17 protein-coding genes are annotated in these 18,481 nt (G+C 60.5%); 8 read left to right on the forward strand and 9 right to left on the reverse strand.

All coding sequences use genetic code 11. The features are described 5' to 3' along the window. Positions 1 to 42: 42 nt before the first annotated feature. The 3 genes from BUB23_RS04445 to BUB23_RS04455 are packed head-to-tail and all read left to right on the forward strand — an operon-like array spanning position 43 to position 2,715. On the forward strand, positions 43 to 1,011 hold the full coding sequence (locus BUB23_RS04445) for an ABC transporter permease (RefSeq protein ID WP_073102168.1): 969 nt from the start codon (positions 43 to 45) through the stop codon (positions 1,009 to 1,011). Continuing rightward, a complete protein-coding gene (locus BUB23_RS04450) occupies positions 1,004 to 1,960 on the forward strand; it encodes an iron chelate uptake ABC transporter family permease subunit (RefSeq protein ID WP_073101890.1) in 957 nt (318 codons plus the stop codon). Before BUB23_RS04445 ends, BUB23_RS04450 begins: the two co-directional genes overlap by 8 nt. Next, positions 1,957 to 2,715 carry an iron ABC transporter ATP-binding protein gene (locus tag BUB23_RS04455; protein WP_073101891.1) on the forward strand — a complete coding sequence of 253 codons (759 nt, stop codon included), beginning with the start codon at positions 1,957 to 1,959 and terminating at the stop codon, positions 2,713 to 2,715. The genes BUB23_RS04450 and BUB23_RS04455 overlap by 4 nt, the downstream gene beginning before the upstream one ends. Before the next feature lie 81 nt (positions 2,716 to 2,796). Here the strand turns inward: BUB23_RS04455 and BUB23_RS04460 are convergent, their stop codons facing one another. Further along, the gene (locus BUB23_RS04460; protein WP_073101892.1) at positions 2,797 to 3,678 is read right to left on the reverse strand and encodes a LysR substrate-binding domain-containing protein; all 882 of its coding nucleotides are present in this window, start codon (positions 3,676 to 3,678) and stop codon (positions 2,797 to 2,799) included. A gap of 107 nt (positions 3,679 to 3,785) precedes the next feature. Here BUB23_RS04460 and metC point away from each other — a divergent pair, with 107 nt between their 5' ends. The 5 genes from metC (at position 3,786) to BUB23_RS04485 (ending at position 9,182) form a co-directional block, all read left to right on the forward strand. Beyond that, a complete protein-coding gene (gene metC, locus BUB23_RS04465; RefSeq protein ID WP_073101893.1) occupies positions 3,786 to 4,964 on the forward strand; it encodes a cystathionine beta-lyase in 1,179 nt (392 codons plus the stop codon). Positions 4,965 to 5,039: 75 nt separating this feature from the next. After that, a complete protein-coding gene (locus BUB23_RS04470) occupies positions 5,040 to 6,116 on the forward strand; it encodes an amino acid ABC transporter substrate-binding protein (protein WP_073101896.1) in 1,077 nt (358 codons plus the stop codon). Between the two features lie 41 nt (positions 6,117 to 6,157). Continuing rightward, positions 6,158 to 7,330, forward strand: a complete 1,173-nt coding sequence (locus BUB23_RS04475) for an amino acid ABC transporter permease (protein ID WP_073101897.1) — start codon at positions 6,158 to 6,160, stop codon at positions 7,328 to 7,330. Next, positions 7,327 to 8,436: an amino acid ABC transporter permease gene (locus BUB23_RS04480; protein ID WP_073101899.1), complete on the forward strand. Its 1,110-nt coding sequence runs from the start codon at positions 7,327 to 7,329 to the stop codon at positions 8,434 to 8,436. Before BUB23_RS04475 ends, BUB23_RS04480 begins: the two co-directional genes overlap by 4 nt. Then, positions 8,433 to 9,182: an amino acid ABC transporter ATP-binding protein gene (locus BUB23_RS04485; RefSeq protein ID WP_073101901.1), complete on the forward strand. Its 750-nt coding sequence runs from the start codon at positions 8,433 to 8,435 to the stop codon at positions 9,180 to 9,182. The genes BUB23_RS04480 and BUB23_RS04485 overlap by 4 nt, the downstream gene beginning before the upstream one ends. Positions 9,183 to 9,294: 112 nt before the next feature. On the opposite strand, the gene BUB23_RS04490 is transcribed toward BUB23_RS04485, so the two are convergent. From BUB23_RS04490 to BUB23_RS04525, 8 genes are all read right to left on the reverse strand, one after another. Then, positions 9,295 to 10,797, reverse strand: a complete 1,503-nt coding sequence (locus BUB23_RS04490) for an argininosuccinate lyase (protein WP_073101903.1) — start codon at positions 10,795 to 10,797, stop codon at positions 9,295 to 9,297. A 53-nt stretch (positions 10,798 to 10,850) separates the two neighbouring features. After that, entirely contained in the window at positions 10,851 to 12,017 is a 1,167-nt protein-coding gene (locus BUB23_RS04495) for a hypothetical protein (protein ID WP_073101905.1), read from the reverse strand. Between the two features lie 215 nt (positions 12,018 to 12,232). Beyond that, entirely contained in the window at positions 12,233 to 13,279 is a 1,047-nt protein-coding gene (locus BUB23_RS04500; RefSeq protein ID WP_073101906.1) for a branched-chain amino acid ABC transporter permease, read from the reverse strand. 19 nt (positions 13,280 to 13,298) lie between these two features. Beyond that, positions 13,299 to 14,195 (reverse strand): branched-chain amino acid ABC transporter permease, encoded by an 897-nt coding sequence (locus tag BUB23_RS04505; protein WP_245801155.1) that lies wholly within the window; start codon positions 14,193 to 14,195, stop codon positions 13,299 to 13,301. Continuing rightward, entirely contained in the window at positions 14,192 to 14,893 is a 702-nt protein-coding gene (locus BUB23_RS04510; RefSeq protein ID WP_084135733.1) for an ABC transporter ATP-binding protein, read from the reverse strand. Before BUB23_RS04510 ends, BUB23_RS04505 begins: the two co-directional genes overlap by 4 nt. Continuing rightward, positions 14,890 to 15,585: an ABC transporter ATP-binding protein gene (locus tag BUB23_RS04515; protein WP_245801156.1), complete on the reverse strand. Its 696-nt coding sequence runs from the start codon at positions 15,583 to 15,585 to the stop codon at positions 14,890 to 14,892. The genes BUB23_RS04510 and BUB23_RS04515 overlap by 4 nt, the downstream gene beginning before the upstream one ends. A 98-nt stretch (positions 15,586 to 15,683) precedes the next feature. Next, positions 15,684 to 16,997 carry an ABC transporter substrate-binding protein gene (locus tag BUB23_RS04520; RefSeq protein WP_073101909.1) on the reverse strand — a complete coding sequence of 438 codons (1,314 nt, stop codon included), beginning with the start codon at positions 16,995 to 16,997 and terminating at the stop codon, positions 15,684 to 15,686. Positions 16,998 to 17,282: 285 nt separating this feature from the next. Continuing rightward, entirely contained in the window at positions 17,283 to 18,182 is a 900-nt protein-coding gene (locus BUB23_RS04525; protein ID WP_073101910.1) for a SphA family protein, read from the reverse strand. Positions 18,183 to 18,481 lie beyond the last annotated feature (299 nt).

The following is an 18,481-nucleotide window of genomic DNA, read 5'->3' on the forward strand; positions in this document are numbered from 1 at the left end:
GGCATGAGCACGCCCGGCCTGCCTTACAGGCGCGCGGCGCCGATGCGCCCCGCCCTGCTGTTGCTGCTGTTCGCACTGTTGGCGGCGCTATGCGCGGTCAGCCTGTTCCTGGGCGTGGGCGATGTAACGCTGTCCAGCCTATGGAACCCTTCGACGCGCGCCGAAGCCTGGCAGCTCATGCTCATCAGCCGCCTGCCGCGCACCCTGGCCCTGATGCTCGCCGGCACATCCATGGCGGTCGCCGGCCTGATCATGCAAATGCTGGTGCGCAACCGCTATGTCGAACCGTCCACGGCGGGCACCGTGGAATCCGCCACCCTGGGCATACTGGCCGTTACGCTCGTCGCTCCCGATACGCCGGTGTTCGGCAAGATGCTGGTGGCGGCGGCGTTCGCGCTGGCCGGAACAGGGCTTTTTTTGACGATCCTGCGCCGCATTCCCTTGCGCTCGCCTTTCCTGGTCCCGGTGCTGGGATTGGTGCTGGGCGGCGTGGTGCAGGCCATTACCACTTTCTTCGCCTATCAGCACGACTTGATGCAATCGCTGCACGCCTGGACCACCGGCGACTTCTCCGGCGTGCTGCGCGGCCGCTATGAATTGCTGTGGGGCGGATTTTTGCTGGCCTGCGCCGCTTATGCGGCGGCCGACCGTTTTACAGTGGCCGGCATGGGAGAACAGTTCACCACCAATCTGGGCTTGAATCATCGGCGCCTGACCGTGGTGGGCCTGGTCATTGTGTCGGCGATCAGCGCGGTCGTGGTGGTCACGGCGGGCAGTATTCCCTTCCTGGGCTTGCTGGTGCCCAATGTGGTCAGCATGCTGTTTGGCGACAATGTGCGCAAATCGCTGCCGTGGGTGGCCTTTCTGGGCGCGATTTTCGTGCTGGCTTGCGATATTATCGGCCGCCTCGTGTATTACCCTCATGAAATTCCGCTGGGCACTGTCGTGGGCATTGTTGGCAGCGGCTTGTTTCTGTATCTGCTGCTGAATAGGCGCAGCCGCTATGCCTGATTTCACGCCTGCCGCGCGCCTCGCCATTCTGGCACTGCTGGCCGCCGCCGCGGTGACCGCTTTCATGGTCCTGGGCGCCAACGGACTATGGTCCTTCGTGCTTCCGTTCCGGGGCCTCAAGCTGGCGGCCATGGTGCTGGTTGCCTATGCGATCGCGGTCTCTTCGGTGCTGTTCCAGACCATTACTCACAATCGCATCCTGACACCGGCTATCATGGGTTTCGACGCCTTGTATATCCTCATCCAGGCCATCGTGGTATTCACCTTCGGCATGAACGGCGTGGCGGAATGGAGCCCGGCCTGGAAATTCCTGTTCGAAGTCGCCGTCATGTCGGCCTTCGCCAGCTTGCTGTTCCAGTGGCTTTTTTCCGGGGCGGCGCAAAGCCTGCACTTGGTCATGCTGGTGGGCATCGTATTCGGGCTGCTGTTCCGCAGCTTGTCCAGCTTCATGATCCGGCTGATCGACCCCAACGAGTTCATCGTTCTGCAGGACCGCATGTTCGCCAGTTTCAACAGCATACGGACCGGACTCTTTGCCGTCTCGGCGGTGACGGTCGCCGCCGTGTCCATCATCGGCTGGCGGCTGCGCAGCGTCTACGATGTGCTGGCCCTGGGCCGCGACACGGCCATCAATCTGGGCGTCGCCTACCGCAAGGTATTGATGCTTACCCTGGTTCTCATCGCGGTGCTGGTTTCGGTCTCCACCGCCCTGGTGGGGCCCGTGACCTTCTTTGGACTGCTCGTCAGCAACCTGGCTTATATGATCATGAAATCCGACAAGCATACCTTCACCGTGCCCGCGGCCGTGCTGCTGGCCATCATTTTTCTGGTGGGCGGCCAGACCATACTGGAGCGGGTGCTGCAGCTCAATACCGCCGTCAGCGTCGTGATCGAATTCATCGGCGGCCTGATGTTCATCGCCCTGGTGCTGCGGAAGGCGCAGCGATGATAGAGGTCACCGGCGTCAGCAAGCGCTATGCGCAAACCTTAGTGGTGGACGATGTAACGCTGCGGATTCCCGCCGGCGGCCTGACATCCATCGTGGGCCCCAATGGCGCGGGCAAATCCACGCTGCTTGCCATGATCAGCCGGCTCGCGCCCATGTCCGCCGGAAGCGTGACGGTGGGAGGCCTGGACATTACCCGCAGCGACAGCGCGGAATTGGCCAGGCATTTGTCCATCCTGCGCCAGGATAACCACCTGCCGCTGCGGCTCACTGTCAAAGACGTGGTCGCCTTCGGACGCTACCCGCATACCCGCGGGCGCATGACCGTCCAGGATGGACGACATGTCGAGCAGGCGATCCGGTACCTGAATCTGGAAGGACTGGCCGGCCGATACCTGGATGAATTATCGGGCGGCCAGCGCCAGCGCGCTTTCGTGGCCATGGTCCTGTGCCAGGATACCGAATATGTGCTGCTCGACGAGCCTTTGAACAGCCTGGACATGAAAAACGCCGTCGATATCATGAAGGTTCTACGGCGCGCGGCGGATGAATTGGGTAAAACCGTCGTGGTCGTGCTGCATGACATCAATTTCGCCTCCTGCTATTCGGACTGCATCATCGGCATGCGCGACGGCAAGGTCTTGTGCGAAGGACCGCCACAGGCGCTCATTACGCCGCAGACGCTGAAGGCGCTGTACGGCCTGGATGTCGCCATCCACGACCTCGACGGCCAGCGCATCTGCGTGCATTACACCTGAGCGGCGGCCTGGTCCGCTCTCTTTGCCGGCGGGCAAGAACAGCGTGCCGGAGCGCGCGGCGCCATGCGCTTTGCAGTGGCCTCAGGATAAGCGCGCCTGGAGCAGCGTCTTTACGAGCGCGTGAACAATGCGGGACTTCTGCATGTCCGGCCGGAATATCAGCAAGGCCTTGAAATGAAGCGCGGGCATGAATGGCTTGATCCGCACGCGCGGGTCTGGCGGGACGGCAATGCCATAGGGGTTGATGAGCCCTATCCCTATGCCTTCTGCAGCCAGCGCGCATACCGTGGCCGAGTGAGGCGTTTCCACCACCACCTTGGGCTGCACGCCCGAATCGGCCAGCAAGGCATCGAGGCGGCGTCGCGTAGTGTCTTCGGGAGCCAGCGCAATAAAGGGTTGGCCGTGCAGGTCGCGCACATGTATGACGTCGCGCGCCGCAAGCGCATGACCGGCAGGCACCGCGCACACCGCCCGGGGCGTGGAGAAGGTCTGGTGATCGACGCCCGTCGTGTCGATCTCGTCAGCCGCCAGGCCGAGGTCGAACTGTCCCGTCGCCACCCGGTCCCGGACGGCGGAGGACGACATGATCTCGAGAGTGATCGCGATATCGGGGTGTTGCTTGTAGAACAGGCCCAGGGCGCGCGGCACCAGGTTCTGGCCAAGCGCTGAAAGGGACGCCAAGCGGATCTCGCCGGAACCGAAGTCCCGGATGCGGGCCGCGCTGGCGCGCAGGCTGTCCAGCCCGATAAAGGATTCCGAGACATCACGATAGAACAGCTGGCCTTCCGCGGTGGGTACCAGCCGCCCGCGCACGCGATCGAAAAGGGCGAAGCCGATAGCTTTTTCCAGCTCCTGCAGGGAGCGGCTGATGGCCGGCTGAGTCAGTTGAAGAAGTTCGGCCGCCAGGGAGGCCGAGCCGGTTTTCATGATGGCCTGGAAGGCCTCGAGCTGCCTGAAGTTCATTGTGTAGCTTCTCTCAACCTATAAATTCTCAGCATAGAGTACACCGTTTTTGTCATTGTTATTTACATATCGGCTCCATATACTGCCTCCATCAGCAAGGAGCAGATATGCGTGAATTGACCCAATGCGTTGTTACCCCCCCTATAGAGCATGCTGGCTTCGCCAGCCTTTCAGTCCCTACCTTCAGGGCCTCCACGATCGTGTTCGACAACGCGCAACAGTATGCGGAACGGGGCAAGCGGGGCCCCGATGGCTACACCTATGGCCTGCATGGCACCCCCACCACCCGCGCGCTCGAGGCGCGCATCACGGCGCTGGAAGGAGGCGTACGCACGGCATTGATGCCTTCGGGACAAGCCGCCATCGCCGTCGTGCTGCTCACCGTCCTGCGCCCGGGCGACTCGGTGCTTATTCCCGACACGGCTTATCCGCCAGTGCGGGGGCTCGCAGAGAATTTTCTGAACGATTTCGGTATCCATTATCGTGTGTATGACCCGTGCATAGGCGCGGGCATCGCCGGCCTCATCGACGAGCACACGCGGCTGGTATGGGTGGAGTCGCCGGGATCGACCACCATGGAAATCCAGGATCTTCCGGCCATTGTCGCCGCGGCCAAAGCGAAAGGCGCCCTGGTGGGCTGCGACAACACGTGGGCGACGCCGCTCTACTTCAAGCCGCTGGCGCACGGCGCGGATTTCTCCATCGAGGCGATCACCAAGTACGTCGGCGGCCATTCCGACCTGCTCATGGGTTCGGTTTCCGTTGCCACGATAGAAATGCACCGGCGATTGAAGGCCACCATGCGCATGCTGGGCATGGGCGTATCGCCTGATGACTGCTTTCTCGCGTTGCGCGGGCTTGAAACCATGGGCGTGCGCCTGGCCCATGCCGGCAAGACAGCGCTTGCCCTGGCCGAAGAACTGTCCACCCACCCCGCGGTGGCATGCATGCTGCACCCGGGACTGCCGTCCTGCCCGGGCCATGCCCTGTGGAAGCGGGACTTCACCGGGTCCAGCGGCGTCTTCAGCATCGTGCTCGAGGACGGGCGCGACCTGGCGATCGAGCAGGCCCTGAACGGTCTGCGGGTGTTCAGGATAGGAGCCTCCTGGGGGGGCACGCACAGCCTGATCGCCCCGATGTCCATTGCGAAGGACAGAACCCTGTCCACCTGGAGCGCCTCGAGCGTCATTCTGCGCGTAAGCATCGGCCTGGAAGACCCGGAAGACCTGCGTGAAGACTTGCTGGGCCTGCTGGAGCGGCTGATCTCGGCAGACATTGCGGCATAGCGCGGCTTGCATATCTAGCGAGCGCGCCATTTGACCGCGGGACACACCGCGGAACCATCCAATCAGGAGACAACTATGTATCTATCCGCCAAAACACTCTCAGCAGCCGCCAGCGCTCTTGTGCTCGGGTTTTCTGCCACGAGCCTATGGGCGCAGCCCTCTCCGGTCGCGGGGGCCCCCGCCGCTGCGGCCGCCAAGGCCAGCCCGACCGTCAAGGCAATACTGGACCGCGGCTATCTGATCTGCGGTTCCGGCCACGCCACCACGGGTTTTTCGGCGCCCGACAAGAACGGCGTCTGGAAAGGCCTTGACGCCGATACCTGCCGCGCAATTGCCATCGCCGTACTGGGCGACGCAAGCAAGGCGCGGTTCGTGCCGCTCACCGGCCAGCAGCGCCTGACCGCCTTGCAAACGGGGCAGATCGATGTGCTGCCGCGCACTACAAGCTGGACGCTGCGCCGGGATGCGAACGGCATCAACTTCACTTATCCCAACTACTATGAACATGATGCCTTCATGCTGCGCAAGGATCTCGGCGTCACCAAGACGCAGGAGATGAAGGGCGCAACGGTGTGCGTGCAATCCGGTTCAACCAATGAAGTGACTGTGGCGGACCTGTCGCGCAAGTATGACCTGAACCTGAAGCTGGTGCTGTTCGATAACTCCACGGCCGCAAGGCAGGCGTTCTACTCGAACCGATGCGATGCGTACATAACCGACGGATCCGCCTTGGCGGCCATGCGGGCCACGCAGGTGTCGAACCCCGACGACTACATCATCTTCCCGGCCAGTGGCGACAGCGAAGCGCTGACGCCCGCCGTGCGCCATGGCGACGACCGCTGGTTCGATATCGTCAAGTACGCCATTCAGGCACCCATCGCCGCCGAGGCCATGGGCATCACCCAGGCCAATATCGATGAGATGCTCAAGAGCACGGCGCCGCGGGTCGCGCGCTTCCTGGGCACCGAGCCAGGCAATGGCCAGGCTTTGGGCCTCGACGAGAAATGGGCCTACAACATTGTCAAGCAGCTGGGCAATTACGGCGAAATTTTTGAACGCAACGTCGGCAAGGACAGCCCGCTCAAGCTCGATCGCGGCTTGAACCGCCTGTATACCGACGGCGGCCTCATGTACCCGTACGTTTTCAATTGATCCGGTTGGCAGGCGAGTCCGCGCAACAGAGGGCATACATCATGTTCAGATATCTATGGTATGACAGCCGCGCGCGGGCGTGGCTGCTCCAGGGCGCGGCGATTGCCGTCGTAATGGGTGGCCTCGGCTGGCTGGTATGGAATGCGCAGCATAACCTCGCGGCGCGGGGGATCGCCATGGGCTTCGGCTTTCTGGCCGAGACGGCCCGCTTCCCGATCTCCGAAAGCCTGCTGGCCTATACGCCGGTCGACAGCTACGGCCGGGCCTTTCTGGTCGGCCTGGTCAACACGCTCTACATTTCGCTTCTGGTCATCGGCGCATCGACCGTGCTGGGCTTTCTGCTGGCCCTGGCCAGGCGCAGCCGGCACCCTCTCGTGTCAGCCCTGGCGGCCGTATACGTGGAGGCCATGCGCAACACGCCGCTCGTACTGCAGCTGCTTTTCTGGTACAGCGTACTGACGCTCAATCTGCCGGCCGCGCGCCAGGCCTATGAGCCCGTGTCCGGGTTCTTTCTTTCGATCCGAGGCCTCTTCTTTCCCGCTGTATCGCTCGAAGGCAACACGGCGCTGTTCTGGACATCCACAGTCGTCGCCCTGCTTGTAGTCATGGCGGGCCCCGCCCTTGGCCGGCGTATCGTCCGTTCCGGACCGGGGGCGGGTTCCGGGTCCCGATACGCCTGGCGCCGCGGCGCGTGGAGCGCGGCAGCCTTCATTGTGATCTTCGGCGCGCTTGCCGGAGGCATACAGATGCATATTGAGAAACCGGTGCTCCAGGGATTCAACTTCGTGGGCGGATCCGTGTTCACCCCGGAGTTCACATCGCTGCTGATCGGTCTGATACTTTATTCGACGGCGTTTTCAGGCGAGATTATCCGGGGCGGCATCGACGCGGTCGACAACGGCCAATGGGAAGCCGCGCGGTCGCTGGGCCTGCGCCCCTGGCCGACGCTGCGCCAGATCATCGTGCCGCAGGCCATGCGCGTCATCGTGCCGCCCATGACCACCCAGTTTCTTTCCATCATCAAGAATACGACGCTGGCGCTGGCGGTGGGCTATCCCGACTTGTCATTCGTCATCGCGACCACCATCAACCAGACGGGCCAGGCCGTGGAAGGCATCGCCATCCTGATGGCGGTCTACCTGAGCATCAGCCTTGCCATCTCGATCTTCATGAATGTCTATAACCGTCGCATCACACGGACGCAGCGGCCATGAGCACGATAGTCACTTCAACCGCCATCCCGCCGGTCAATATGGCCATGGCCAGGCCGCCGCGCGATCCGAGGGATACGCTGGCTCACAAACTGTTCGGTGATATTTTCAGCGCCGCCGCCACGCTGGCGACCCTGGGGATCGCCCTGTACGCCTTGCGGCGAATAATCGATTGGGGCCTGCTGAATGCGGTGTGGCCGGGCAGTTCGGCAGATGTGTGCAGGCAGGCAAGCGGCGCCTGCTGGGCATTTCTGGCCGAAAAATTCCGCCTGATTCTGTTTGGCATCTACCCGCCCGAAGAACAGTGGCGGCCCATCGCCGTGTGTATATTCATCGCGGCGATGACGGTGTATTCGCTCAGTCCGTCGCACTGGCGCCGCGGCACCGCCCTGGCCTGGGTGGCAGGCATCGTCGGCGCTATTGCGTTGATGCACGGCCGCTGGCTTGGCCTGGCGCTGGTGCCCCCATCCGCATGGGGCGGCTTGCCCGTGACGCTGCTGCTGGCGGTATGCGCGCTCGGCGCAGGTTTTCCGTTCGCAGTGGTGCTGGCATTGGGACGCCGCAGCGACCTGCCGGTCTGCCGCTTCCTGTCTGTGCTCGTCATCGAACTGATACGGGGCCTGCCGCTCATCAGTCTGCTGTTTATGGCATCGATCCTGTTGCCGCTGCTATTGCCGGCAGGCATCACCATAGACAGTCTGCTGCGCGCGGGCGTGGCGCTCACCGTGTTCTCGGCAGCCTATCTGGCAGAAGTCGTCCGCGGCGGGCTGCAGGCGATTCCGCCCGGCCAGATGGAGGCCTCGCGCGCTCTGGGACTGTCGTGGTGGAAGATGATGCGCCTGGTCGTGCTGCCGCAGGCGCTGCGTTATGTAATCGCACCGCTGACCAATACCGCCATTGTCATGGTCAAGAACACCAGCCTGGTGTTCATCGTCGGCCTGTTCGACCTGCTGAGCGCCGCCCGCGCCGCGCTGACAGACCCGGCCTGGCCGTCGCCTTTTGCCGAAACATATTTCTTTATCGCGGCAATCTACTTTGTGATCTGTTTCAGCCTGTCGCGCTATGCCATGTGGCTGGAGCGGCGCTACCAAAGAGGAAAACGAGCATGACGACACCGCTCAGCACTGATGCCATCCATATTTCCGGCATGCACAAATGGTACGGCGATTTCCACGCGTTAAACGACATTTCCCTTTCCATTGGACAAGGGGAGCGCATCGTGATCTGCGGCCCCTCGGGCTCGGGGAAGTCTACCTTGATCCGCTGCATCAATCGCCTCGAGCGCCATGAACAGGGCACGATAGTCGTCAACGGCATCACATTGAACGATGACCTGCGCACCATAGACGAAGTCCGCAGCGAAGCCGGCATGGTTTTCCAGCACTTCAATCTTTTCCCCCATCTCACCGTGCTGGAAAACTGCATCCTGGCTCCTATGCACGTGCGCCGGAAATCGCGCGCCGAGGCCGTGGACATCGCGATGACCTACCTGGAGCGGGTACGCATTCCCGAACAGGCCGGCAAGTACCCCGGCCAGCTATCCGGCGGGCAGCAGCAGCGGGTGGCGATCGCCCGTTCGCTCTGCATGACGCCGCGCATCATGCTTTTTGACGAACCAACGTCGGCGCTTGACCCCGAGATGGTGAAAGAGGTGCTGGATACGATGACGTCGCTGGCCGAAGAGGGCATGACCATGCTGTGCGTGACCCACGAAATGGGGTTTGCGCGCCAAGTGGCCGATAGCATCGTATTCATGGATGCGGGCAGTATTCTGGAGCGGGGAGCGCCGCAGACGTTCTTTGAAAACCCGACGCATCCGCGCACGCGGGATTTTCTGGGCCGCATTCTGTCCTAGCCGGCGGACCCTGCCGCGGCTCGCCCGACACCTCGGCCTCGACGCTTTGGCTTCGGGCCTTCCCGGATGCGCGAACAGTGCCTATCGTTGAACGCGGAGCCGCTGCGCCGCCCTACTGCCCGGGCTTCAACAATTTGTCGAAATCCGCATCCAGCTGGCCTAGCGCCGCGGCGATCTTCCCGCGCTGGCTGTCGATCCAGTTTTGCCGGGCGGCAAGGTCCTCGTTGGCCGCGGCGATCATGCGCTGCATTTCGGCTGGCTGCGGGCCGCCGACTGTCTTGCGGTTCTTGACTATCATGACGGGGTCCAGGTTCTCCTTGAACTGCGCCTCGCTCATTGGAAGCGTCTGCGGGTAGTCCGTGTCTTTAACCGTTACGGTATAGATGCGCTGCGCCTCGGCATATGGAAACTCGAGCGGCTTGATGTTGTTCTTCCTGGCATAGCTTACGACTTCAGAGGCAAAATGATGGCCGATGCGGAAAGGCAGCCCATGATTGCGCATCAACGCGTCCGCCAGCTCCTGCGATGCCGTCCAGTCGCTATTCAGTTCTTCGAGCGCGCGATCGGGGCTCACGACCAGCGCCTTCAGGACATGGTCCCAGTTCGACAGCGCCTTGATGGCGCTGTCCACCATCGCGCTATTGGCCTTTGAGCTTTTGGGATCGGACATGCCCGGCGTGATGTTGTGCGCCTGGATCGCCGGACCGAATGCGAGCGTCAGGGCCGTGGAGGCGCTGCTGCGCGTATCGTTGAGAAGCCCGGGATTGCGCTTTTGCGGCATGGCGCTGGATACGTAGGTATTTTCGCCGCCCTCTTCCAGCAATATCCATGGCCGCGGCTGGGCGTACTGCGTCAGCAGGTCTTCTACGAAATGGCCGGTGTGCAATGCGATGCTGGTCACCACCGCGCCGACCTCGACGGGATGTTCCATCGAAGCAATCTGGGACGCATCGTAGGCGTTGTCGACGATACCCGAAAAGCCCAGATAATCGGCCATGCGCTGGCGATTGAGCGGCCAGCTCGTCCCGTTCAGCACGGTGGTGCCCATTGCGCAGCGGTCTATGCGCGCATAGCTTTCCTGTATTCGCTGGGCGTCGCGTTGCAGTCCGGCGGCATGAGCGAGCAGATAATGGCCATAGCTGTTGGGCTGCGCCGCAACGCCATTCGTGTAATTGGGCACGATCGTTTCCTTGTGGCGATCCGCCAGAGCCACCAATGTGGAGCTCGTCTTGTGCAGCTGTTGCGCAAGCCTGAGCAGGTCATCCCGCAGGATGGCCGCGCGATAAGTGGCATGCATGTCCTGGCTGGAGCGGCCCGCGTGCAACAGCGTTATTTCAGGCCCGGCCGCGGCTATCAGCAGCGGTTCGAAGGTAATGACCGACGAGGGCCTCTTGGCGCCTTTCTGATTGCCGGCCGTGATCACCTTGTCGATGCCTTCCGCGAAAACAGGCGCCGACGCCTTTTCTATCAGGCCTTCGTCGGTATTGATGACGAGCGAGGCCTTGTTCATTTCCCCGAGCCAGAAGAATTCATCCCTGTTTGCGGCGCCAGCGTAAGCGCCTGCACAATAGGCAATCAGGGAAAAGCCCAATGCCGGAAGCGCGAGTGATTTCATGAGTTTGTCTCCGAGAGGAATGTGTTTTTGTCGTGAAATATTGCATAAGCCGTTTACGCGGCGCGCGAGGGGGCGCGCCGTTCCGATGCGAATACGGGACCGGCCCTCCGCCTTCGCGGCAGCCTGTCGAGCCAGCGAAGCAGGCCCGCGAGTCCGGCCATCGCCCAGGCCAGCGGCCTCAGGATGAACCGCAACAGCAGCAGGATGGGAAGCAGGACGAGAGTCCAGCCCACTACCTGCACCAGACCTGCCGGCAGGCCCAGCTTTTCCGCCGCGGATCCGAGAAGGGAATTGATGACGCTCGGGTGCCGAATGGCAATATAGGCCAGCACCGCCGGCGCGCCGTACTTCACCAGTCTTGCGCCAACCGCGCTGCCGCGCCATAAGCCGGACCCAAGCGCCGCCGAGCGCTCGGAAAAGGTCAGGGACCGGCCGCCCGCCGCGCCGGCCCTGCCCATGCGCAGCACCTTGAGCGCGCTCACACCGATCGCCACATCCAGGGCCGCCCACCCTAAGTCGCCCGCTGCTATCGTCTCATCGCGGCGAAGCTTGGTCTCCAGCCCCTTTACGCCGCCGGCAAAGAAGCTGTTGATACCTTCGAGAACGCGTTCTGTCTGGACCCAGGCCACCTCTCCCGCCGGGCTGATCACGAACTGGCCCAGGAAATCGTAGCCTTCCGCCTTGAGGAATTGCACGGCATACCGGCCCCGTTCTTCGCTCGACAGCGCCGCCCCCGCCCCGGGGGCCTCGGGAGCCGCAGGGGCTTCTGCGGCCTCGGCGGGCGCACTGTCGTTCCACAGCCGCCGGACAGTGTTCAGGGCCGAGCGGGCTGTCTCGCTCATGCCGCGCATCAACTCCAGCGTGAAGACTTCATGCGTGAGGAAATAATGAATGGGCAGAGTCACATCTTCCCCGTAGCTGCGAAGCACATCCTGGAATTCCCGGCTTTCTCCGAGCATCGCGAAGATGGGTCTGGCCATATCGGGATAGCGCAGAAGCGCGATCCTTGCCTTCGCAAGCAATACCGGATCCTCTGCATAGGCAAGAAAAAGCGCCTGCAGCTCGTCGGGCTCGCCGCTCAGTTCGCTCGCCATTTCCGGCATGACTTGTTCGACCTGCAGATGCAGCAGTTGCGCTTCCAGAGGCTTCGGTTTATACAGGCTGGTGATCAGCAGCGCGCCCAGGAAAGCAAGCAGGCTGGCCACAAACAGAGTTTTCATAAGGCGGGCTCGATAGTGTGCTGGCGGGAACGTTCACTGTAGCAGAGGCTATGATAAAGCGCCGACAGGTAGATGATCCAATCCCGGAATCCAGGCTCCATCCGCTGGTCACTATCGCAAAGACGCCTTGGCCGATGTGCTCGCCGAGCTCCAGCCCTTGGAACATGAGCACGCGTAAGCGCCGCATGATTCCCACGGAGGCTCGTGAAAAACCTTTATGAGCGCTTGTGCAACCGCAAACGACGCTGTACGGGAAATAGATGCAGATCGAACCGGTCCGCGATGAATCCCCACACGCCTTTCGGGAACCGGATCGTCACCACGACCGCCAGCAAACCCAGTACGGTCAAATACCAGGTTCCATAATCTTCAAATGTCTTCGATAGAGCGAAGAAGAGAATGGCGCCGAACAGAGGTCCTTCGATTGTGCCGACACCGCCGATGATTACCATGAAAATAATCATCGGGGACCACGACACGCCAAATGCCGCATCCGGAGAGATGCGCAAAGTACCAAGAAAATACAGCGCGCCGGCAATACCGAAACCAAAAGCGGATATCACGTAGACCAGAAACTTGATCCGCTTGACATCGATACCCTGGCTTTGCGAGGCGATTTCCGAATCGCGAATCGCCGTGAGGGCCAGCCCGAATCTCGAACGAAGCAGAAAGTACACCAGAAGCACCGATCCATAGGACGCCGAAATCGAAATCCAGAAGGTGATTGCCTCGCGGGAGCCGCGGCTGAACCCCTTCAGGGCCATCAGGCTTGCGCCCGATCCACCGCCCAGCTCTGTTGTATTCGCGACAAGCAGCCGGAGAATCTCCGCCACCGCCCAGGTCCCGATGGCGAATGCTCCGCCGGGCAGGCGGAAAACGATCTGCGATATCGGCATCGCAATCAGCGCCGCGACAATCCCGCACAACAGCACGGCGAAGAAGGGATTGATTCCTGCCATGTTGGCCAGCACGATCAGCGCATAGCCGCCTATGCCAATGTAGGCCTGCTGACCAACCGAAACAAGCCCCCCATAACCGCCGAGCAGGTTCCACATTTGCGCCATGACGAAATAGCATGCCAGCTCCGACAGCCATCGCAGATAGCTTGCGTCGGCCCAGAAGGGCATGGAAATCGAAAAGCCCAGCGATGCGGCAAAGAAGACCATGGTGGCAATGCCGGCTCGTGTTGAACGCTCGACGATATACTTGCCGCTATGGCCGTCGGCGGGACAATCGTTGGACAACTCCGCTGCTGTGTTCATTTGATCCTCTCTCTATGCGCTATCGTGTCCTGGGGAAGAAGCCATCTGGCTTGAACAGCAGAATGGCGACAAACACTACATGGCCCACCAGCACCCCCCAACCCGGATCGAGGCGGGAACCGATAGATTGCGCAATGCCGAGAAGGACTCCTCCGGCCAATGTTCCCCAGAACGACCCTATACCGCCGATGATGACCGCCTCGAAGGCGTAGATCAGCTGCGCCGGCCCATCGGTAGGAGAAAAGGTGGTGCGCATGCCGTGAAATATTCCGGCGATACCGAGGATGCCGACTGCGATGGCCGTTGCCAAAGCGTAGATATGCGCATTATTGATTCCCATCAGCACTGCGGCGCCGTGGTCATCCGAGGTCGCGCGGAACGCGCGGCCCATGGATGTATTGCCGAAAAGCCACTGCAGCCCGATGGTAAGGAGCACTGCGGAACCGAATACGATCAACGGCAGGACACCAGCCGCCAGGTTATCGGTGATCGTTATGCTTCGCGACTCGAGCCCGCTCGCGCTGATCGCGCGCGTATCGGCGGAAAAGAACTCCAGCAGCAGATTCTGGATCATGATGGATATGCCGAATGTGACAATCAGCGAAGGCAAGGGGTCCTTGCCGATCGTGAAATTCAGAATCCCGCGCTGGAGCAAATAGCCTATGCTGAAGGCAACCGGCACCACCACTGCCATCGCGGCGAATGGCTGCAGCCCCAGTTTCTCCACCGCCATCAGCCCGATAAAGGACATCAGAATGACCATGTCGCCGTGGGCAACGTTTACCAGCCTCATGATGCCAAACATCAGCGAAAGGCCCATCGCAAACAATGCATAAAGACCGCCGACAAGTATTCCCTGAATGATTGCATCAATCCAAACTATCATGTTTCGTCTCCGTGCCGGCGCATTGTTCAAACCCCAAAATAGGCATGGGAAATCTGCTCATGGGTAAGATCGGAGGAATTCCCGCTAAGCGACACCCTTCCCTCCTGGAAGCAATACAGCCGCTGCGACATGTTTTGCGCCGTGTACACATCCTGCTCGACAATGATCGCGGTAAGCCCGTTGCGTGCGACTTCCGCCAGCGCGGCATATATCTCCTTGATGACGGCGGGCGCGAGACCCAGCGAGATTTCATCGCAGATCAGCAACTCTGGATTGCTCATCAGCGCTCGGCCAATCGCCACCATCTGCTGCTGACCGCCGGAAATCGCCGTCCCGGGGACACTCCGCTTTTCTTTCAGCACCGGGAACAGGCGGTAGATCTTTTTCAGATCCCACGGGCCGGGGCGCTTCGTATAGGCGCCCATCCTCAGATTCTCCTCGACCGACAGGCTCGGAAACAGCCTGCGGCCTTCCGGAACCATGGCAATCCCGCCGGCCACGATGCGGTGGGTTTTACAGCCGCCAATTGGCTGGTCCTTGAACCGCACGCTTGCGGGATCAGCCGCCAGCACGCCCATAACCGTATTAAGGAAGGTCGATTTTCCGGCGCCATTGGACCCGATGATGGCGACGATTTCTTGCGGCCGGATTTCAAAATCGATACCGAACAAGGCTTGGAAATCACCGTACCACGCCTTCAGGCCGTGCGTCGAAAGCAATTGGCTCATACCTCGATACCCATATATACGCGCTTGACTTCCGGGTTGTTCATCACCGACTCCGGCTCACCCTCGGCAAGCTTGGATCCGAAGTTCACAACCAACAGACGATCCGCAACAGCGAGCAAAGCGCGCACCACGTGCTCGATCCAGATCATCGATACGCCCTGCGCCTTGATCTCCTGAATCAGTCTTACAAGTTCCTTCGCTTCCTGCTCGGTCAATCCACCGGCAATTTCGTCCAGCAGCAGGAGCTTGGGCCGGGTGGCGAGCGCGCGAGCCAGTTCAAGGCGTTTGCGGTCAAGCAGCGTCAGCGATCCCGCCAACTGATTCGCCTTCTTTTTCAGGCCAGTCTTCTCGAGGATTTGAATGCAGACGGGTTCGGCATCCTGCTCCGCCATGCCTTCGCCGAACGTGGCGCCGACGAGGAGGTTCTCGAACACGGTCATGCCCGCGAACGGATGCGGGATCTGGTACGAACGGCCTATGCCCAGGCGACAGCGATGCTGCGGTGGCAATGCGCCGATGTCCTTGCCGCGGAATATCACGCGCCCTTCGTCGGCGCACACGTCGCCACTGATCAGATTGAAGAGTGTCGTCTTGCCGGCGCCGTTGGGGCCCAGGATGCCCAGCATTTGCCCGTCGCCCAGCGTAAAACTGATCATGTCGATGACCTTGAGCAAACCGTAGGACTTGCTCACACCCTCCAGCGAAAGAATCTCCCCCACCGGCGCCTCCGTTGCAATTTTTTCGGTCTATGTAAAACCGGAAGGCAGGACGCCTCCCGGAATGCCCAAGGTCAGGCAATCAGCGCCAACTTGCCGCCGAGCGGAATGTGTGTCGCGGCCTTGTTCGAGACAATGACAAGGTCATACTTGAATTTTCCGCCCTTGACCCACTGGCCGCCGACCAGCGGCGTCTTCGCGACGTTCTTGACGGGGCCTTTCCCCCACTCGACCCGGCCTACAATGGTCTCGGTGGCGGTCGTGGCGATGGCATCCCGGACGCCCTCCCTGTCGTCGATGTCTTTCGTGTGTTTGAGAACACTCGCAGCTACCTCGAACAGTGCGTGGGAATACCCGAGCGGCTGGGTCCACTGCTTCTTTGTGGCGTTCTCGTACGCCGCGGCAAACTCGGCGGCCGTCTCGCCGGTGAGCGACGATTTGAATGGGTGGTTCGGGCTCCACCACAGCTCGGTCGACATCCCCTCGGCCAAATCACCCATGGCCTCGACCGCGGACGGGAACAGCACGCCCTTTGCGATGGACGCGACTTTGGGCTTGAAGCCCTGCTGGCGCGCCTGCGTCCAAAAGGTCTTGACGTCGGGTGGAATCATGTTGCCGGTGACAATCTCACAACCCGCTCTCTTGAATGCGGCGATCTGCGCGCTGAAATCCGCATTCAACACCTGGTAGCGCCCCGGATCAGTCAGATCGAAGCCCTCCTTGGCAAGCGCGGATGGCAATCCGAATTTGGCATCCCCCCATGCATTGCCATCCGCATCATTCGGAAATAGACCGCCGACCGCATTATTGGTTGGAAGCGACTTCCACATGTCGAGGAAGACGCCGATAGCATCCTCGAGGCCCCAGAAGAAGTGATAAGTCCACTCAAAGCCGGATTCGGGCTTGGCACCCCGACCGAAGAACCACGGCTGCCACGGGTTTACGGTAGAAATGCATGGAACGCCGTTGAGTTCGCACTGATCGGCCACCGGATTTATCGTCTCCACGGTGGAGGCGACCAGCATCAGGTCGACCTTGTCCCTGAGGATCAGGCTGCTGGCCGCTTCTCCGGCCTTATTGGAATTCGATTCGCTGTTCTTGACGACAACATCCACGGGATGAATCCGGTCGCCGACCATGATCCCATTCTTGAATACCTTCTTTATTCCTTCGAGGACGAATTTGTCCGCCTCGCCAAATGGCGCAAGCGGCCCGGTCAACGGCGTCACGAACCCTATCTTGACCTTGCGCGACGCAGCGGCGAGAACCGGCGGGCTGAACCCCGCCAAGCTACCCAAGCCAGCGGACATGGCCGTTGCGCTGAGAGTTTTGATAACGCGGCGACGCTTCGGGTCGGAAAGCCCATGCACAACACGCTTGTCATTCATCTCTATCTTCCTCCTCATGGTGTTTTTGTATGAATCCCTGATCTATGAACAAAACGCAAGTTCCATGCCATGCTCAATCCTGAACATGATATTTCTTATATATCAATGAATTACTCATGTTTATCCCAAGAATCCCGTCCTTTCGCCAGGTGCGATACGATGTCGTCTCACACACTTGTCACAAACTGCGACGACAGTTGCGAGACCGCACTTCAGAAATACGGAGACCCTTCGAAAAAATCAAGAACTCGCAGCTTGTGCTGTCGTTATGACCGAACCAGTCCCTTAGAGCGGCATAATCAACTTGAACCAGAACTTGTCGCCCTGGAAGCGGTTCTTGACATTGCTTTCGTGCTGCCATTGGAAAATGAGCTGCGTTTTTGCCGCCGTTTCATACTTGATGCTCGGACCGATGGCAAATACCTGGCCGCGGTTGCCATCCGGCCCTACCTTGGCCCCGTGCAACTTGTCATCCGTGAGCTGCTTGAGGTAATAGCCGCTAAAGCCGACCGACCACGGACCAATATGCTTGCCGACCAGGTAATCCATATGGAATTCATCGCCGGACTGATAGTGGGTATCGTCGTTCCTGGTCTTCCAGTTGTACATGAACTTTCCGGAGACCTCCCATCCGTTCCTGTTCAGGTAGGTAACACCAAAAATGGGCTCAATGCTGTAATAGTTGGCGCCGATGTTCTTTCCGGGTGGGCCATTCTTGCTATACGCGCCGGTCGGCAAGTTGATGTCGAGGCCCAGAGCGTAGTGCCACTCGGGGGAATGCCAGGAGAGAATCATCGGCGTGATGGTGGCGTCGCCGATGCCGCTGCGGCCATCTTTTGCGCCAGCCGCATTGATCGACAGATCGACGACCGGAAGGATTGCCGCCCAACCATAATTGGCGCCGAATACCTTTAAATCAGTTACCTTGACGAAGCGGAACGCGTTAAAGGTTGCGTTCATCTCGACGTCCTTGCCGTTCGGCGCAAGCACCTTGCGGCCGTTGTTGTCGCGCAGCGTTCCGGACATATGGCCAAAATAATTCAGGAAGTAGTTGCCCGGCGGCGGCACCGCCCCGGCAAACCAGTTTTCGGCGCCGTTCGGGTACTGATCGCCGCCCTCCTTGGCGTGAACGGAAGATACGGCGCAGAAACCGCAAATCGCTGCGACGAGTAATTTTGAATTCATTCATTGCCTCCTTTGCTGTGGTAAGCCGCAACAACTTGGCACGTGCCGCGGCAGTCGTCCGCCGGTGAAATCCCAGCGTGCAAGCATTTGTAAACAAATACCGTGCCAGCAATGAGTGCATATCCAGTTCGCTGTTTTTAGGCGCTATTTTTGAGGAAGCTGACTCTCTGCACCACGATTCAGGTGATTTGTGAACGTCTTTTTCAAACATTCGTCTCAACCTGATATCCGGGAAACTGCAAATGAGTTCGGTGACCTTGAGCACACCGAAGGACTTGCTCACCCCCTCCAGCGAAAGA

Origin of the sequence: Pollutimonas bauzanensis (assembly GCF_900129885.1) — a bacterium.
GTDB classification, from domain to species: Bacteria; Pseudomonadota; Gammaproteobacteria; order Burkholderiales; family Burkholderiaceae_B; genus Pollutimonas; species Pollutimonas bauzanensis.

Excerpts from the sequence above, each read along its gene's own strand:
- BUB23_RS04520 (WP_073101909.1), bottom strand. The coding sequence starts at position 16,997 with ATGAATGACAAGCGTGTTGTGCATGGGCTTTCCGACCCGAAGCGTCGC.
- BUB23_RS04445 (WP_073102168.1), top strand. The coding sequence starts at position 43 with ATGCGCCCCGCCCTGCTGTTGCTGCTGTTCGCACTGTTGGCGGCGCTA.
- BUB23_RS04510 (WP_084135733.1), bottom strand. The coding sequence starts at position 14,893 with ATGAGCCAATTGCTTTCGACGCACGGCCTGAAGGCGTGGTACGGTGAT.
- BUB23_RS04485 (WP_073101901.1), top strand. The coding sequence starts at position 8,433 with ATGACGACACCGCTCAGCACTGATGCCATCCATATTTCCGGCATGCAC.
- BUB23_RS04490 (WP_073101903.1), bottom strand. The coding sequence starts at position 10,797 with ATGAAATCACTCGCGCTTCCGGCATTGGGCTTTTCCCTGATTGCCTAT.
- BUB23_RS04470 (WP_073101896.1), top strand. The coding sequence starts at position 5,040 with ATGTATCTATCCGCCAAAACACTCTCAGCAGCCGCCAGCGCTCTTGTG.
- metC (WP_073101893.1), top strand. The coding sequence starts at position 3,786 with ATGCGTGAATTGACCCAATGCGTTGTTACCCCCCCTATAGAGCATGCT.
- BUB23_RS04480 (WP_073101899.1), top strand. The coding sequence starts at position 7,327 with ATGAGCACGATAGTCACTTCAACCGCCATCCCGCCGGTCAATATGGCC.
- BUB23_RS04460 (WP_073101892.1), bottom strand. The coding sequence starts at position 3,678 with ATGAACTTCAGGCAGCTCGAGGCCTTCCAGGCCATCATGAAAACCGGC.
- BUB23_RS04450 (WP_073101890.1), top strand. The coding sequence starts at position 1,004 with ATGCCTGATTTCACGCCTGCCGCGCGCCTCGCCATTCTGGCACTGCTG.
- BUB23_RS04500 (WP_073101906.1), bottom strand. The coding sequence starts at position 13,279 with ATGAACACAGCAGCGGAGTTGTCCAACGATTGTCCCGCCGACGGCCAT.
- BUB23_RS04495 (WP_073101905.1), bottom strand. The coding sequence starts at position 12,017 with ATGAAAACTCTGTTTGTGGCCAGCCTGCTTGCTTTCCTGGGCGCGCTG.
- BUB23_RS04525 (WP_073101910.1), bottom strand. The coding sequence starts at position 18,182 with ATGAATTCAAAATTACTCGTCGCAGCGATTTGCGGTTTCTGCGCCGTA.
- BUB23_RS04475 (WP_073101897.1), top strand. The coding sequence starts at position 6,158 with ATGTTCAGATATCTATGGTATGACAGCCGCGCGCGGGCGTGGCTGCTC.
- BUB23_RS04455 (WP_073101891.1), top strand. The coding sequence starts at position 1,957 with ATGATAGAGGTCACCGGCGTCAGCAAGCGCTATGCGCAAACCTTAGTG.